Raw genomic sequence first — 15,155 nt, forward strand, 5'->3', positions numbered from 1 at the left:
ACCGCAAGCCCGCCGCCCTGCCTGTGGGAACAAGCTTTGCTCCCACAGGTCAACTGCTCTCATAGGTCAGATGGTCACCTTGGTCAGCGTTTGTTCAAGCCGCGTGCCAGGCGGTCGCCACTCAACTGGATCACGGCGACCAATGCCACCAGCAACACGATCACCGTGAGCATGATCTGGCTGTCGAAACGCTGGTAGCCATACCGGTAGGCGATGTCGCCCAGGCCGCCGGCACCGATCGCTCCGGCCATGGCCGAGGAGTTGATCATGGTCACCAAGGTGATGGTAAAGCCGCCGACGATGCCCGGCAGCGCTTCGGGCAGCAGCACATGCCAGACGATGTGCCAGCGTCGGCAACCCATGGCCTGGGCCGCTTCGATCAGGCCATGGTCGACTTCCCGCAGGCTGACTTCGGCGATGCGGGCGAAGAACGGCGTGGCGGCGATGGTCAGCGGCACGACCGCGGCCCACACGCCATAGGTGGTGCCGACGATCAACCGGGTGAACGGGATCAGCGCCACCATCAGGATCAGGAACGGTATCGAGCGGAACAGGTTCACGAACGCGCCCAGCGCCCGGTTCAAGGCCGGCGCTTCATAGATACCGCCCTTGCCGCTGGTGACCAGGATCACCGCCAGCGGTATGCCTGCCAGCAATGCGATCAACGACGACACGCCGACCATCAGGAACGTGTCGATGAAACCCTGCAGCAACCGATCAAACCACATAACCCAGCACCTCCACCCGTTGCGCCCAATTGCCCGCCCGTTGACGCAGTTCCTCGGCGCCCCACGACGAACCGCTCACGGCCAGCAGCAATTGCCCCAGCCCATGGCCCTGAATCCGTTCGATACCGCCGTGCAGCAGGCGCACCCGCCCACCGAGGGCGCTGAACAAGGCGGCGAGATCCGGTTCCTCACGTTCTATGCCGGTGAATTGCAGGCGCAGCACCGTCGCCGCATTCGCCGACGCCGGTTGCACCTGCAAGCGGCTTTGCAGTTCCTCCGGGATGGCGTGTTGCAACGGTGCCAACAGTGTTCGACTGACCTCGTGCTGCGGGTTGCCGAAGACTTCCCAGACCGGCCCCTGCTCGACGACTCGTCCTTGCTCGAGCACCACCACCCGGTCGCAGACTTCGCGAATCACCGCCATCTCATGGGTGATCAAGACGATGGTCAGGCCTAGCCTCTGGTTGATCTCGCGCAGCAGGCCGAGGATCGATTGGGTGGTCTCCGGGTCCAGGGCCGAGGTGGCCTCGTCGCACAGCAGGACCTGCGGATCATGCACCAGCGCCCGGGCAATCCCGACGCGCTGCTTCTGCCCACCGGAAAGCTGCGCCGGATAGGCCTTGTGCTTGCCTTGCAGGCCCACCAGTTCCAGTAACTCGCGGACCTTGCGCTGGCGTTGCTCCTTGGGCACGCCGGCGACTTTCAGGGGCAGTTCAACGTTCTGCCAGACGGTCTTGGCCGACATCAGGTTGAAGTGCTGGAAGATCATGCCGATGCGCCGGCGCAGTTCCACCAGGCGGTTTTCATCGAATTCGCCGATGTCGATCTGATCGATCAATATCCGGCCGCTGGTGGGTTGTTCGAGCCGGTTGATGGTGCGGATCAGCGATGATTTGCCGGCGCCGCTGCGACCGATGATGCCGAACACTTCGCCGCGTTGGATCGCCAGGTCGATGCCTTGCAGCGCGGCCACCGGGCCTTGGGCGCCGTGGTAGGTCTTGCCCAGGCCGATGAAGCGCACATGGGCGCGGTTCAGCTCCGGGTGCAGTTCAGTGTGTTCGGCGCTCTGAGGCGTGGGGGCTTCTTGACGAAGTCGAGCGTTGACGGCGTTCATGTCAGCTTTCCCAGCCGGCTTGGTAGAGCTTGCCGTGGGCCTTGTCCAGGGCGGCGCGTACGGCGGGCGAATGTTGGTAGATGTCGACGAACTTGATCAGCCGTGGGTCGTCCTTGCTCTTGGGCTGGATCACGAACTGAATCACGTACTCCTTGTGGTCGAGGCCGTCGAAGAGCAAGGCAGAGCTGGCATCGAAGGTCTTGGCCAGGCGGATATAGGCCGGATAACCCTGCACCAGATCGGCGTCCTCATAGGCGCGCACCAGTTGTACGGCCTCGACTTGCAGGATCTTGAGCTGCTTCGGGTTGGCGACGATGTCGTCTTCGGTGGCCTTGTAGCCGACGCCCGGCTTGAGGCTGATCAGCCCGGCCTTGGCCAGCAGTTGCAGGCCGCGACCGCTGTTGATCGGATCGTTGGCGATGGCGACGCTGGCGCCTGCGGGCAGTTCGTCGAAGCTTTTGTATTTTTTCGAATAGAGGCCGACGTTGTTGATGATCCCCGGCGCAAACGGCACCAGGTCGAACCCGGCGGCGGCCTTGGCATTTTCCAGGAACGGGATGTGCTGGAAGTAATTCACGTCGATGTCGCCGGAGGCCAGGCTGACGTTGGGCGCGATCCAGTCGCTGAACTCCACCAGCTCGACCTTCAGGCCTTGCTTGCCGGCTTCTTCGACCGCTGCCTCCAGGGGAATGGCGAACGCGGCAGTAGTACCGATTTTCAACGGTGCGTCAGCGGCAAACAGCGCCGAGCTGAACAGGCCGAGGGCCAGGGCCAGGGTTTTGACTGGCAGGGTGAGGAAGTGTTTGGTCATGTCGGTTATTCCAGTCATTAATGAATGAGTCACAGGCTTTTGTGGCGAGGGAGCTTGCTCCCGCTGGGCTACGAAGTAGCCCCATGCCTTTTTGGGCGGGCTTCGCCCACCAGCGGGAGCAAGCTCCCTCGCCACAGGGGCAATGTCGGTAGCCCCAGGATCAGTGCCGGTAGGTCGAGCCGGTGTGTTGCTTGGGCAAATGGGCCTCTGCTTGAAACAGCTTTTCGCGCAGGGTGCCGTTGTCGTATTCGGTCTTGTACGAGCCGCGTCGCTGCAACTCGGGGATCACCCGGTCGATGAAGTCCACGTAGCTTTGCGGCGTGACGATGCGGGTCAGGTTGAAGCCATCGAGACCGGTTTCGGCGATCCACGATTCCAGCTCATCGGCCACCTGTTCGGGCGAGCCGACCACCGTGATGTAGCGACCGCCCAGGGCGTGTTGCTCGAGCAATTTGCGTCGGGTCCAATCGTTGTTCTGCAGGGTCTTGGTGGCGGATTGGATGGCGTTGCTCTTGACGTACTGGATCGGCTCGTCCAGTTCGTATTGGGAAAAGTCGATCCCCGTCGACGCGGAAAAATGCGCCACCCCGGCTTCGGCGCTGGCGTAGCCCAGGTACTCGGCATGCTTGGCCCAGGCGGCCGCTTCGGTCTCGCCGACGATCACGTTCAGGCCCATGAACACCTTGATGTCCGCGGGGTTGCGGCCGGCCTCGATGGCGCTGGTGCGGACCTTGTCCACCTGGACCTTGGTCGCCGGCTTGTTCTGGCCACTGATGAACACGCACTCGGCATGCCGCCCGGCGAACAACAAGCCGCGCTCGGAACTGCCGGCCTGGAACAGCACCGGCGTGCGCTGGGGCGAGGGTTGGCACAGGTGATAACCCTCGACCTGATAGAACTCGCCCTGGTGTCGGACCTTGTGCACTTTCTCCGGCCGGGCATAGATTCGCTGCTCGCGGTCGTTGATGACCGCGTCGTTTTCCCAACTACCCTCCCACAATTTGTAGAGCACTTGCAGGTACTCGTCGGCCTGGTCGTAGCGGCGGTCATGCTCGACCTGCGCCGTCAGGCCCATGGCTTTGGCCGCGCTGTCCAGGTAACCGGTGACGATGTTCCAGCCGACCCGGCCGCGACTCAGGTGGTCGAGGGTGCTCATGCGCCGGGCAAACAGGTAGGGCGGTTCGTAGGTCAGGTTGGCGGTGAGGCCGAAACCCAGGTTCTTCGTGACGGCGGCCATTGCGGAGACCAGCAGCAACGGGTCATTGACCGGCAGTTGGATCGACTCCTTGAGCGTGACGTCCACCGACTGTTGGTAGACGTCATAGACCCCGACGATGTCGGCGATGAACAGTCCGTCGAACAAGCCGCGCTCAAGCAATTTCGCCAGCGCAGTCCAGTACTCGATCGTGTTGAATTGGGTCGACGTATCCTCGGGATGGGTCCACAGGCCATGGTTGATGTGCCCGATGCAGTTCATGTTGAACGCGTTGAGCAGGATCTTTTTCTTGCCGGCCGCCATCAGATCGTCCCCCGCAGCGGCGGTTTTTCATCGTTGAGGTAGAAGTTGCCCACCGCGTGGTATTTCCAGCGCACCGGGTCATGCAGAGTGTGCACCCGGGCGTTGCGCCAGTGGCGGTCGAGGCCATGTTCGGCCAGGGTCGCCTGGCTGCCGGCCAATTCGAACAGCGTGCTGCTGGCGGCCAGGGATATTTCGGTGCTGATAGCACGGGCTTCGGCCACGGCAATCGAGGCGGCGGCGACCGTGTCGGCCCGGGTGTCGGCCTGGGCCCGGTCGAGGAATTCACCGGCGCGTTCCAACAGGGCTTCGGCGGCATGCAGGCGGATGCTCAGTTGGCCGAAACTCTTGAGGGTATGCGGGTCTTCGGTGGCGACATCGCTGGTGGCATCGATCCAGGGACGGGTTTTGCTGCGGACAAAATGCAAGGCGTCTTCATAGGCGGCGCGGGCGATGCCGGTGTCGATGGCGGCGTGAAGGATCTGCGCCAGCGGCCCCACCGGCGTGGGACGTTCGAAGGCACTCTGGAAGGGCACGATGTCGTCGGCGGCGACCTGCACGTCTTCGAACACCACCGAGCCACTGCCCGTGGTGCGCTGGCCGAAACCGCTCCAGTCGTCGATCACCGTCAGGCCTCTGCTGTTGCGCGGGACAAACGCCAGTTGCTGCACGCCGTGTTCATCCACAACTGACGTGGGGATGCGCTGGGCGTAGATAGCGCCGGTGGCGTAGAACTTACGCCCGTTGATGCGGTAGCCCTCACCGTCGCGGCGCAGTTGAGTGGTGCGGTCGTGGGCGGTCTTGGTGCCGAGTTCGGCCAAGGCATTGCCAAAGCGTTGCCCGGCCAGGACTTCGGCGTACAAACGTTGTTTCTGCGCTTCGCTGCCGTTTACCCGCAGTACTTCCAAGGCGTAGAAATGATTTTGCGGAATCTGCCCAAGAGAGCCGTCGGCCTGGGAAATCAAGGCGATCACTTTGGCCAGCGTGACGTTGGACACACCGGCGCCGCCGTAGGCCTTGGGCACACTGATGCCCCACAGGCCGGAGCGGGAGAAGGCTTCCAGTTCCGGGTACGGCAGGCGGCGCTCGCGGTCGCGCAGGGCGCTGTCGCGCTTGAAGTCATCGGCCAGGTCGCTGGCCACGATCAGGGCTTGTTCATCGCTGATGATCACCGCGACGTGTGGGGAAAACGTCATGTACTGCTCCAGAGGTCGGGTCGTCAGATCCAGGAATGCCGGGCCGGCAAGGTGCCGTTCAGGTGGTAGGCGCCTATCGCGTGATACTTCCAGCGCACCGGGTCGTGCAGGGTGTGGACCCGGGCGTTGCGCCAGTGGCGATCGAGGTTGAATTCAGCGAGCGTGGCGCGGCTGCCGGCCAGCTCGAAGAGTTTTTCGCTGGCTTGCAGGGCGATCTCGGTGGTGAGTGCCTTGGCTTCGGCCACGGCAATCGAGGCGCGGGCGGACGATTGCGCCGTTATGGGCGCGGCACTGACTTGGTCCAACACTTGTCCGGCCTTGCGCAGCAACGCTTCGGCGGCGTGCAGTTCGATTTTCAGCTTGCCGATGTCGGCGATCACGTAGAGGTCATCACGGGCCCGGTCGACCTTGGCGTCGATCCAGGGCCGGGCCCGTTCGCGTACAAAGGCAATCGCATCGTCGATGGCGCCACGGGCGATGCCCGCATCGATGGCAGCCTGGATCAGTTGGGAAATCGCCCCTTGTACACCGGGCGTTTCGTTGATGCGCCAGTTGTCCAGGACCAGCTCGGCATCCACGCGCACATTGTTCAGCAGCACGGTACCGCTGGCCGTGGTGCGCTGGCCGAACCCCGACCAATCGTCGACGATCCGCAGGCCCGGGGTGCCGCGCCGCACGAACGCCAGCACCTGCTGGCCCTCGTCATTCAATGCCTTGACCGCGACCCAGTGGGCAAACAGTGCCCCGGTGGAATAGAACTTCTGGCCATTGATGACGAAGCCGTCGCCGTCGGCGGTGATCCGGGCCTTGAGTTCAAGGGTATTGCGGGTGCCACGTTCCGGCCCGGCGTTGCCGATGCGCCAGCCTTCGAGCACGCTCTGCAGGAGGATTTTCTTCTGCCGCTCGGTGCCGGTGCCGAGAATCAGCTGGAGCACGCCGAACTGGTTTTGCGGGATCTGTCCGAGGGCCGGGTCGGCGGCGGAAATGATTGCGAACACGTCGGCCAGGGTGACGAACGAAACCTGCGGACCGCCGTATGCCCGGGGGATGGCGATGCTGCCCAGTCCGCTGCGGGTGAATTGCTCGATTTCCGCCCAAGGCAACTTGCGTTGCTGGTCACGACGGGCGGCCTGCTGACGGGCGACGTGCGCCAGTTCATGGGCGGCTTTGATCGCCTCGGCATCGTTGCGCAACACCTGTGCGGGCAACAGCAGCGGTGCGATGTCCAGGTCGCTCTGGACCTTTGCTTGCGCCAGATCCGACATTACCGCCACTCCGTGGCTGCGGGCAGTGCCTTGGCGTACTGCACAGGGGTGATTGTGTTCCGTTCCATACCCACCTCACATCTCTAGAAACGCCGCGATGAAGGCGGCGAATAAAAATCAAGAATGTCCGGTGGTCCGGTGTATATACCCTAAGCGTGTATAAATTATTTTTGAACTAACTTTTAGGAATATATATAGGTTGGTTTTAATTGAAGGCCGTACGCTCACCGAGGGCCAAGCAGCTTTTGTGGCGAGGGAGCTTGCTCCCGCTGGGTTGCGCAGCGACCCTTCTTTTTTGCCTGTGGGCGCTACGCACCCAAGCGGGAGCAAGCTCCCTCGCCACAAAAGCCTGTATGCCGCAGAAATGGAGCATCAAGGCTCTCGGCTGCGCGTTTCGGCGGCCATGAGCGCCGATTTCGGTGACGTGCTCAGGTACGGATTGGCGCTACCGATCCTCAACGTCCGTGGCGGGGCCCAAAGGGAGTTGTTGCCCACGCGGTCGAGGATGCAGTAGGTCACTTCCAGGCGCAGGTCTTCCCCTGCTTCGAGGATGATCTGCGGCGGGACCCAGATATTGATCGGCTGGCCGACCTCGCTGGCGGTGAGCGCAGGCAGGTCCATGCGCACGTCGCCCCAGCGCAGGGTCACGGCGTCGCCGGCGGCCATGTTCAGGTAGGGTTCTATGGTCAGCGGTACACCGCGCTTGATCTGGTTCGGGTTCACTCCTTGGCGCCGGATGGTGACAGGAATGCGCACCGGCGCCAGGCCCTGGTTTTCATCGCCGCTCAGGGCTGACGGTTGGCCGCCGGGACAATCGAGCTTCACCCGCACCGGTTGCTTGGCTGACAGCGCCGGCCCGCGTCCAACCTGCATCACCCGATAATGGATGCGCGAGGTCCCATTGACGATGAAACTCTCCGGGACCCGCATCGTGACGGGGTCCGGTACATCTTTCTGCGACAGCACGTGCGACCCAACATAACAGTTGTCCCAGAACAGTTCGATCAGGTCCCCTGGGTCCATGCCGGGGTAGGGCGCGATGGCAACTTCCAGGTGAGCGGCACTGGCGATATTGACGCCGGCAGGGTGGGCATTGGCCAGGGTGGGGGCGGCCAGTTCGGGACTCTTCGACTTACATGTCATGGTGTTCTCCTTGATACTTGAAAACTAAGTCCGTTTCGGGAAGATCAAAGGCGACGAATAATTCAGGCCTGTTTTATTTGTGCAGCGATACGGGCTGTCTGCACTGAGTCACTGCGCAGCTAAAGTAATGGGCGTCGCCTGTCGGGAACTAGATAAGGGTTCTATAGTTTCAGTGTCAATAGAATGGGTTGCGTAATAACTCATTGTGAAAGGCTTCAGAAACGTCCTACGCGTGTCTGTTAAGAATACTCGGTGCTACAGGCTGTTTTCCCAGGCTCGCCGGTATTTGAAACTATATAAATAGTTGAAGATGTGGACGGGGCGGAAGTTGCAAGTTGTGTCGTTTGGATGAAGTGAGTGGCGATGACGTTAGTTGTGTAGCGACATGACTTCCATCCCTGGAAGTGATGCACACTTACTTATTGATCGCCGTGTCCGGCTGAGAGGAACTTGCTGAGGAACTGTCGCGTGCGTTCTTCCTTGGGCGCTGCAAACAAGGCCTTGGCTTCGCCTTGTTCGACGATCACGCCTTTGTCGAAAAACACCACGCGGTTGGCCACGTCTCGGGCGAAGCCCATTTCGTGGGTCACGATGACCATGGTGCGTTTTTCTTCGGCCAGACCGCGAATGGTTGCCAGGACTTCGCCCACCAGCTCTGGATCGAGGGCCGACGTTGGCTCGTCGAACAGGATCACCGCCGGTTCCATCGCCAGCGCCCGGGCAATTGCCACGCGCTGTTGCTGGCCGCCGGAAAGTCGCCGTGGATAGGCGTCCTCCTTGCCGGCCAGCCCGACTTTGGCCAAGAGCTTGCGCCCCAGGGCTTCGGCGTCGGCACGGGGAACCCTCTTCACCACCTGTGGGCCTTCGGTGACATTTTCCAAGGCAGTGCGATGAGGGAACAGGTTGAAGTTCTGGAACACGAAGCCCACCTGCTGGCGCAAACGGCGCACCAGGCCTTGCTGCTGGTTCAGCGGGCGGCTGCCATCGATCTCGATGTCGCCGACCTTGATCCGGCCGCTGGTAGGTTCTTCGAGGAAGTTCAAGCAACGCAGGAACGTCGTCTTGCCCGAGCCGCTGGGGCCGATGATCGCAACCACTTCGCCTTCTTCGATCTTCAGGTCGATGCCGTTGAGCACCACCTGACCCTTGAACTGCTTTGTCAGTTTTTCCACGACAATCATGGGTCAGGACTCCTGGTCGTGCCGATTGACCCGGGCTTCCAATACGTTCTGCAGGTGCGAGAGCACGGTGGCAAGAACCCAGTAGATCAGCGCGGCGGCAAGGTACATGGTGAAGATTTCGAAGGTTCGGGCGGTGATCAACTGCGCCTGGCGGAACAGCTCCGGTACCTGGATGGTCGCCGCCAGCGCGGTGTCCTTGACCAGGGAGATGAAGCTGTTGCCCAACGGTGGCAGGGCCGTGCGTGCGGCTTGCGGCAGGATGGCCCGGCGCAGGGTCTGGGCACGGGTCATGCCGATACTCGCCGCCGCTTCCCACTGGCCGCGCTCGATGGAACTGATGGCGGCCCGCAGGATTTCACAGGCATAGGCGGCCATGTTCAGCGAGAAGCCGATCAGGGCCGCTGGCAGCGGATCCAGCTCAAGGCCCAGTTGCGGCAACCCGTAATAGATCACGAACAACTGCACCAGCAACGGCGTGCCGCGAAAGAACGACACGTAGATGCGGGCGATCCAGTTCACCAGCTTGAAGCTCGACAGGCGCATCAGCGCCAGGCCGAACCCCAGCAGCAAGCCGAAAAACATGCCGCCGAGGCTGAGGATGACCGTGTAATACGCGCCCTTGAGCAGGAAGGGCGCGGAGTCCAGTGCGAGTTGAAGTGCTGCTTCCATTATTGGGTAACGTCAGCGCTGAAGTATTTTTCCGAAAGTTTTTTCAGCGTACCGTCGGCGCGCAGTTTCTCGATGGCCTTGTTCACGGCTGCCAGCAGCTCAGGCTCGCCTTTGCGCAGGGCAATACCAGACTCCTGGCGCGAAAAGGCTTCGCTGGTGACGGTGGTGTCCTTGGCTTTCTTGGCGTATTCCAACGCGGCCAGACGGTCGATCAGGATGGTATCGATACGGCCGACGCGCAGGTCCTGGAACTTGGTTGGATCGTCGTCGTAGGTTTTGACCTGGGCGCCCGGTACTTCTGCCTTGACCCACTGTTCGTAGTTGGTGCCCAAGCCCACGCCGACTTTTTTACCGTCCAGGTCGGCGGGTTTCTTGATCTTCAGCTCATCGGCCTTCTTGGTCAGGACCAGTGCTTGAATGCCGGAAATGGTGTACGGCTCGGAGAAGTCGTATTTTTTCTTACGCTCTTCGGAGATGGTCACCTGGTTGACCACAGCGTCCAGGCGCTTGGATTCCAAGGCCGCGAGAATGCCCGCCCATGGCATCGTCTGCAGCTTGACCTTTACACCCAGCTCCTTGGCCAGGGCTTCGGAGAACTCCACTTCGAAGCCGGTCAGTTTGCCGTCGGCGTCGACGAAACTGAACGGCGGATAGGTGCCTTCCAGGCCGACGTTGATCACGCCTGCGTCCTTGATTTTTTGTAGCTGCTCACCAGCAACTGCTTGCCCCAGCAAACCGGCGCTTAATGCCAGGCCCAGCGAACCCACCAACAGGTTGCGACGTAGTGCGGAAAAATTCATGACAAGCCCCTGTGTTTTTTTATGAAGCGGTTATTTTGGCTGAGATAAGGCGTAGCCGCGATCCGAAAAGGTTGCCACATCCTGCCTTAAAGCAGCCTGGGCGTCTCGCGGCAAATACGCCTGCGGCGCGACTATAAGTTGGCTTTTATAGATTGGAAAATAATATTAAATCACTCCCATATGCCTGTCAGGAATGAAAAACCTGTGGGAGCGAGCTTGCTCGCGATGACGGTATTTCAGCTGAATAAATTTCGGCTGATCCCGCCGCCATCGCCAGCAAGCTCGCTCCCACAGAAGTCCTCCCTGAGTCTTCATTACATCGGGAACGCCGCGCTGTAGGCAAACAACGCCGGTGCGCCGCCGGTGTGCAGGAAGATGATCGGGCCTTCGTCGAAACGGTCGCGGCCCAGGCCGTCGAGCAGGCCGGCCATGGCCTTGCCGGTGTAGACCGGATCGAGCAACAGGCCTTCCTGGCTGGCCAGCAGCTTGACCGCCGCCAGTGTCCCGGCGTTCGGCTCGCCGTAGCGGGGCGCGAAATATTCATCCCACAGGTTCACTTTGAATGCCTCGGGCAGGGCGACTTCGAGCAACGCTGCCGTGCGCTCAGCCAGGCCCTGGACCTTCGGGAACTGATCCTCCTCGCTGCGTGAAACCGTGACGCCAATGACCGGAAGCGCCGGCAGGCTTTCACTCAAGGCCAGCGCCAGGCCACTGTGGGTCCCGGCACTGCCCGAGGCCAGCACCACGGCGGCGAACTCGATCCCGGTGTCCTTGATCTGCTCGGCCAGCTCCAGGCCGGCGCGCACATACCCCAGCGCGCCCAAGGCGTTCGAGCCGCCAATCGGCACCAGGTAGGGTTTTTTCCCGTTGCTGCGCAGGCGACCGGCCAGGGCCTGCAACTGCTCATCGGCGTTGTCCAGGTTTTCCACCAATTCGACCTTGGCGTCGAACAATTCCAGCAGCAGTCGGTTGCCGTTGCCCAGGTAATTGCTGTCTTCGGTGCCGATGGGGTTTTCCAGCAAGGCCACGCAACCCAGGCCCAGCTTCGCGGCCAGGGCGGCGGTCTGGCGCACATGGTTGGACTGGATCGCCCCGGCGGTGATGAGGGTATCGGCGCCCTGGGCGATGGCATCGGCGGCCAGGTATTCGAGCTTGCGCAATTTGTTGCCGCCCAAGGCCAGAGGCGTCAGGTCGTCGCGCTTGATATAGATGTCGCGGCCGAGCCAGGTGGAGAGGCGGTCGAGTTTTTCCAGCGGTGTCGGATGGCCGAGCAGGTCGAGACGGTTAAAGCGAGACAACTGTTCTTTGATCATGGGTCCGTACTGGTTGTAGGCGATGCCTGGACTATAGGCACGCGGATATTCAGGGGCAACCGGCAATCATTTGTCGGGGTGTAAACGGGGTGGCGAATGATTTGTGAACGCCGAAAAACCTGTGGGAGCTAGCTTGCTCGCGATAGCGGTGTAGCAGTCAATGAAGATGTTGAATGTCAGGCCGCCATCGCGAGCAAGCTCGCTCCCACAGGGATTGTGTTTGGCTGGACATCTGTCTTTGAACACTGAACGAATGCTCGCCAGGCAACGTCATACCCTCCCGTAGGCTAGCGTAGGAAGCATGCCGTTGAGCCTTGCGATTAGTCCTTAGCTGCCTATTCATGTTTAACTTGAACGTTCATTCAAGTTAAACCGTCGGTTTGCTGCCCGCTCACAACAGGAGGCTTGCCTTTGCCGAGTCCGTATTCCATTGCCACCCTTTCGCTTCTCGAGGTGCTTCGTTCATGAGCGCTTCGTCCCTGCCACCCAGCGGCCTGGTCCGCATGAACCCGCCGGTCTTTTACTTCGCCGCGACCTTTATCCTGCTGTTCGGCCTGGTGGTGATCGCCATGCCCGCCCAGGCCGGCGCCTGGTTGCTGGCCGCGCAGAACTGGGCGGCCAATACGGTCGGCTGGTACTACATGCTGGCGATGACGCTGTATCTGGTCTTCGTGGTGGTCACCGCCTTGTCCGGCTACGGCAAGATCAAGCTTGGTGCCGACCACGACGAGCCCGAATTCAGTTATCTGTCCTGGGCCGGCATGCTGTTCGCCGCTGGCATCAGCATCACGCTGTTTTTTTTCTGCGTGTCCGAGCCGCTGACTCACCTGGTGCAGCCACCCCAGGGCGAGGCCGGTACCGCAGAGGCGGCGCGCCAGGCCATGCAGATTTTGTTTTTGCATTGGGGCCTGCACGGCTGGGGCGTTTTTGCGTTCGTCGGCATGGCCCTGGCGTACTTCGCCTACCGGCATAATTTGCCGTTGGCCCTGCGTTCGGCGCTGTACCCGCTGATTGGCAAGCGCATCAACGGCCCCATCGGCTACGCCGTGGACGGCTTCGGCATTATCGCGACGGTGTTCGGCCTCGGCGCGGACATGGGCTTTGGTGTGCTGCACCTCAATTCCGGGCTCGACTACCTGTTCGGCATCGCCCACACCCAGTGGATTCAAGTCGGCCTGATCGTGCTGATGATGGGCGCGGCGATCATCGTCGCGGTGGCCGGTGTCGACAAGGGTGTACGGGTCATGTCCGACATCAACATGCTGCTGGCCTGTGCGTTGCTGCTGTTCGTGTTGTTCGCCGGGCCCACCCAGCATTTGCTCAACACCTTGATCCAGAACATCGGCGATTACCTCGGCGCCTTGCCGATGAAAAGTTTCGACCTGTACGCCTACAACGAGCCCAGTGACTGGCTGGGCGGCTGGACGGTGTTTTATTGGGCCTGGTGGATCGCGTGGTCGCCGTTCGTGGGGCTGTTCATCGCCCGGATTTCCCGTGGTCGCACCATCCGTGAATTCGTGTTTGGCGTGCTGTTGATTCCCCTGGGTTTCACCTTGGCCTGGATGTCGATCTTCGGCAACAGCGCCATCGACCAAGTGTTGAACCACGGCATGAGTGCCCTGGGCATGTCCGCCCTGGAAAATCCATCGATGAGCCTTTACCTGCTGCTGGAAACCTACCCCTGGAGCAAGACTGTTATTGCAGTCACGGTGTTCATCAGCTTCGTATTTTTCGTCACGTCCGCCGACTCGGGCACCGTGGTGCTCTCGACGTTGTCGGCCAAGGGCGGCAACCCCGATGAGGACGGGCCGAAATGGCTGCGGGTGTTCTGGGGCGCGATGACCGCCCTGGTCACCAGTGCGTTGTTGTTCTCCGGCAGCATCGATGCCTTGAAGTCGGCGGTGGTGCTGACATCCTTGCCGTTCTCGATGATTCTCTTGTTGATGATGTGGGGTCTGCACAAGGCGTTCTACCTGGAGTCCCAGAAACAGATCGCACAATTGCATTCCCTGGCGCCGGTGTCGGGTTCGCGCCGGGGCACAGGTGGTTGGCGCCAGCGCTTGAGTCAGGCGGTGCATTTCCCGTCCCGTGATGAGGTGTACCGTTTCCTCGACACCACGGTACGCCCGGCCATTGAAGAAGTGACGGCGGTGTTCGTTGAAAAGGGCCTGACGGTGGTGACCCAGCCCGACCCGGCCAACGACAGCGTCAGCCTGGAGATCGGCCACGGCGAACAGCATCCGTTCATCTACCAGGTGCAGATGCGTGGCTACTTCACGCCGTCCTTCGCCCGTGGCGGCATGGGGTCCAAGCAACTGAACAACCGTCGCTACTACCGTGCCGAGGTGCACTTGAGCGAAGGCAGCCAGGATTACGACCTGGTGGGCTATACCAAGGAGCAAGTCATCAACGACATCCTTGACCAGTACGAGCGGCACCTGCAGTTCCTGCATTTGGTGCGTTGACCCAAAGGGACCGCAGTGCCTAATGCCTGTCAGTTAAGTAGATGCCACAGGCAAACATACAAACCGTGGCGAGGGAGCTTGCTCCCGCTGGGCTGCGTAGCAGCCCCAAAAACAGGGCCGCTTCGCGACCCAGCGGGAGCAAGCTCCCTCGCCACAGAACTAAGCTTCAGACCAGCCCGCCATTGGCCCGCAAGATCTGCCCATTCACCCAGCCAGCGGCCGGGCTGACCAGAAACGCAATGATGCTGGCGATGTCTTGCGGCTGGCCGAGGCGTTCCAGGGGCGGCATCTTGGCGTAGTGTTGTACCTGTTCTTCGCTCTTGCCGTGCATGAACAGTTCGGTGGCGACCGGGCCGGGGGCCACGGCATTGACCGTGATCTGGCGCCCGCGCAGTTCCTTGGCAAACACCTGGGTCAGGGATTCCACCGCCGCCTTGCTGGCGATGTACACCGAGTAGCCGGGCAGGTTCAGGCCTACGGTGCTGCTGGAAAAATTCACGATCCGACCACCGTCGTTCAGGCGCGTTGCGGCTTCACGCAGGGTGTTGAAGGTGCCACGGGTGTTGATGGCGAACGTCTGGTCGAACAGCTCGTCGCTGTGCTGTGCCAGGGGCATCACCTGGAGGATGCCGGCGTTGTTGATCAACACATCGACCTTGCCCAACTGCGCTTCGGTTTCATCGAACAGCCGACGGACATCGGCGGCGGAGGATACGTCTGCCTTGACCGCTATGGCTTGGTGGCCGGCCTGGCGCAACTGCACCACCAATTTAGACGCTTCGCTGGCGCTGTTGGCGTAGTTGACGACGACGGCAAAACCTTCGCCAGCCAGTTGCTTGGCGATTTCGGCGCCGATGCCGCGGGAGGCGCCTGTCACGATGGCAACTTTCGAGTTCTGAACAGTCATGTGAGGGGTCCTTTTGCTGTTGAGGCTTGGTGATTCGTTGAGGCCAG

Annotated in this window: 13 protein-coding genes; 1 reads left to right on the forward strand and 12 read right to left on the reverse strand. The window is 61.3% G+C overall.

The annotated features are described in order from the left end of the window. Positions 1-83 precede the first annotated feature (83 nt). The 11 genes from AD659_RS00500 to AD659_RS00550 form a co-directional block, all read right to left on the reverse strand. Positions 84-728, reverse strand: coding sequence for a methionine ABC transporter permease (locus AD659_RS00500; protein WP_014336013.1), 645 nt, complete (start codon positions 726-728; stop codon positions 84-86). Beyond that, complete coding sequence (locus tag AD659_RS00505; protein ID WP_053117270.1) at positions 718-1,842, reverse strand: methionine ABC transporter ATP-binding protein; 1,125 nt, start codon at positions 1,840-1,842, stop codon at positions 718-720. Before AD659_RS00505 ends, AD659_RS00500 begins: the two co-directional genes overlap by 11 nt. A gap of 1 nt (position 1,843) precedes the next feature. Continuing rightward, a complete protein-coding gene (locus tag AD659_RS00510) occupies positions 1,844-2,653 on the reverse strand; it encodes a MetQ/NlpA family ABC transporter substrate-binding protein (RefSeq protein WP_053117272.1) in 810 nt (269 codons plus the stop codon). Positions 2,654-2,813: 160 nt separating this feature from the next. Then, positions 2,814-4,172, reverse strand: coding sequence for an LLM class flavin-dependent oxidoreductase (locus AD659_RS00515; RefSeq protein WP_053117275.1), 1,359 nt, complete (start codon positions 4,170-4,172; stop codon positions 2,814-2,816). Beyond that, entirely contained in the window at positions 4,172-5,365 is a 1,194-nt protein-coding gene (locus tag AD659_RS00520; protein ID WP_053117277.1) for an SfnB family sulfur acquisition oxidoreductase, read from the reverse strand. The genes AD659_RS00515 and AD659_RS00520 overlap by 1 nt, the downstream gene beginning before the upstream one ends. Positions 5,366-5,388: 23 nt before the next feature. Then, a complete protein-coding gene (locus AD659_RS00525) occupies positions 5,389-6,630 on the reverse strand; it encodes an SfnB family sulfur acquisition oxidoreductase (RefSeq protein WP_053117279.1) in 1,242 nt (413 codons plus the stop codon). A 372-nt stretch (positions 6,631-7,002) separates the two neighbouring features. Further along, a complete protein-coding gene (locus tag AD659_RS00530) occupies positions 7,003-7,773 on the reverse strand; it encodes a hypothetical protein (protein ID WP_053117281.1) in 771 nt (256 codons plus the stop codon). Positions 7,774-8,192: 419 nt separating this feature from the next. Then, positions 8,193-8,954, reverse strand: coding sequence for an L-cystine ABC transporter ATP-binding protein TcyN (tcyN, locus tag AD659_RS00535; protein WP_053117283.1), 762 nt, complete (start codon positions 8,952-8,954; stop codon positions 8,193-8,195). Between the two features lie 3 nt (positions 8,955-8,957). Beyond that, the gene (tcyL, locus tag AD659_RS00540) at positions 8,958-9,623 is read right to left on the reverse strand and encodes a cystine ABC transporter permease (RefSeq protein WP_053117286.1); all 666 of its coding nucleotides are present in this window, start codon (positions 9,621-9,623) and stop codon (positions 8,958-8,960) included. Next, positions 9,623-10,423, reverse strand: a complete 801-nt coding sequence (gene tcyJ, locus AD659_RS00545; protein ID WP_053117289.1) for a cystine ABC transporter substrate-binding protein — start codon at positions 10,421-10,423, stop codon at positions 9,623-9,625. The genes tcyL and tcyJ overlap by 1 nt, the downstream gene beginning before the upstream one ends. A 314-nt stretch (positions 10,424-10,737) precedes the next feature. Then, positions 10,738-11,736, reverse strand: a complete 999-nt coding sequence (locus AD659_RS00550; RefSeq protein ID WP_053117290.1) for a D-cysteine desulfhydrase — start codon at positions 11,734-11,736, stop codon at positions 10,738-10,740. 503 nt (positions 11,737-12,239) lie between these two features. On the opposite strand from AD659_RS00550, the gene betT reads away from it, so the two are divergent. Next, positions 12,240-14,201 (forward strand): choline transporter BetT, encoded by a 1,962-nt coding sequence (gene betT / locus AD659_RS00555; RefSeq protein ID WP_167352849.1) that lies wholly within the window; start codon positions 12,240-12,242, stop codon positions 14,199-14,201. 166 nt (positions 14,202-14,367) lie between these two features. Here betT and AD659_RS00560 read toward each other — a convergent pair whose 3' ends face one another. After that, complete coding sequence (locus AD659_RS00560) at positions 14,368-15,108, reverse strand: SDR family oxidoreductase (RefSeq protein WP_053117294.1); 741 nt, start codon at positions 15,106-15,108, stop codon at positions 14,368-14,370. Between the last annotated feature and the right edge of the window lie 47 nt (positions 15,109-15,155).

Origin of the sequence: Pseudomonas thivervalensis (assembly GCF_001269655.1) — a bacterium.
In the GTDB taxonomy this organism is placed as follows: domain Bacteria; phylum Pseudomonadota; class Gammaproteobacteria; order Pseudomonadales; family Pseudomonadaceae; genus Aquipseudomonas; species Aquipseudomonas thivervalensis.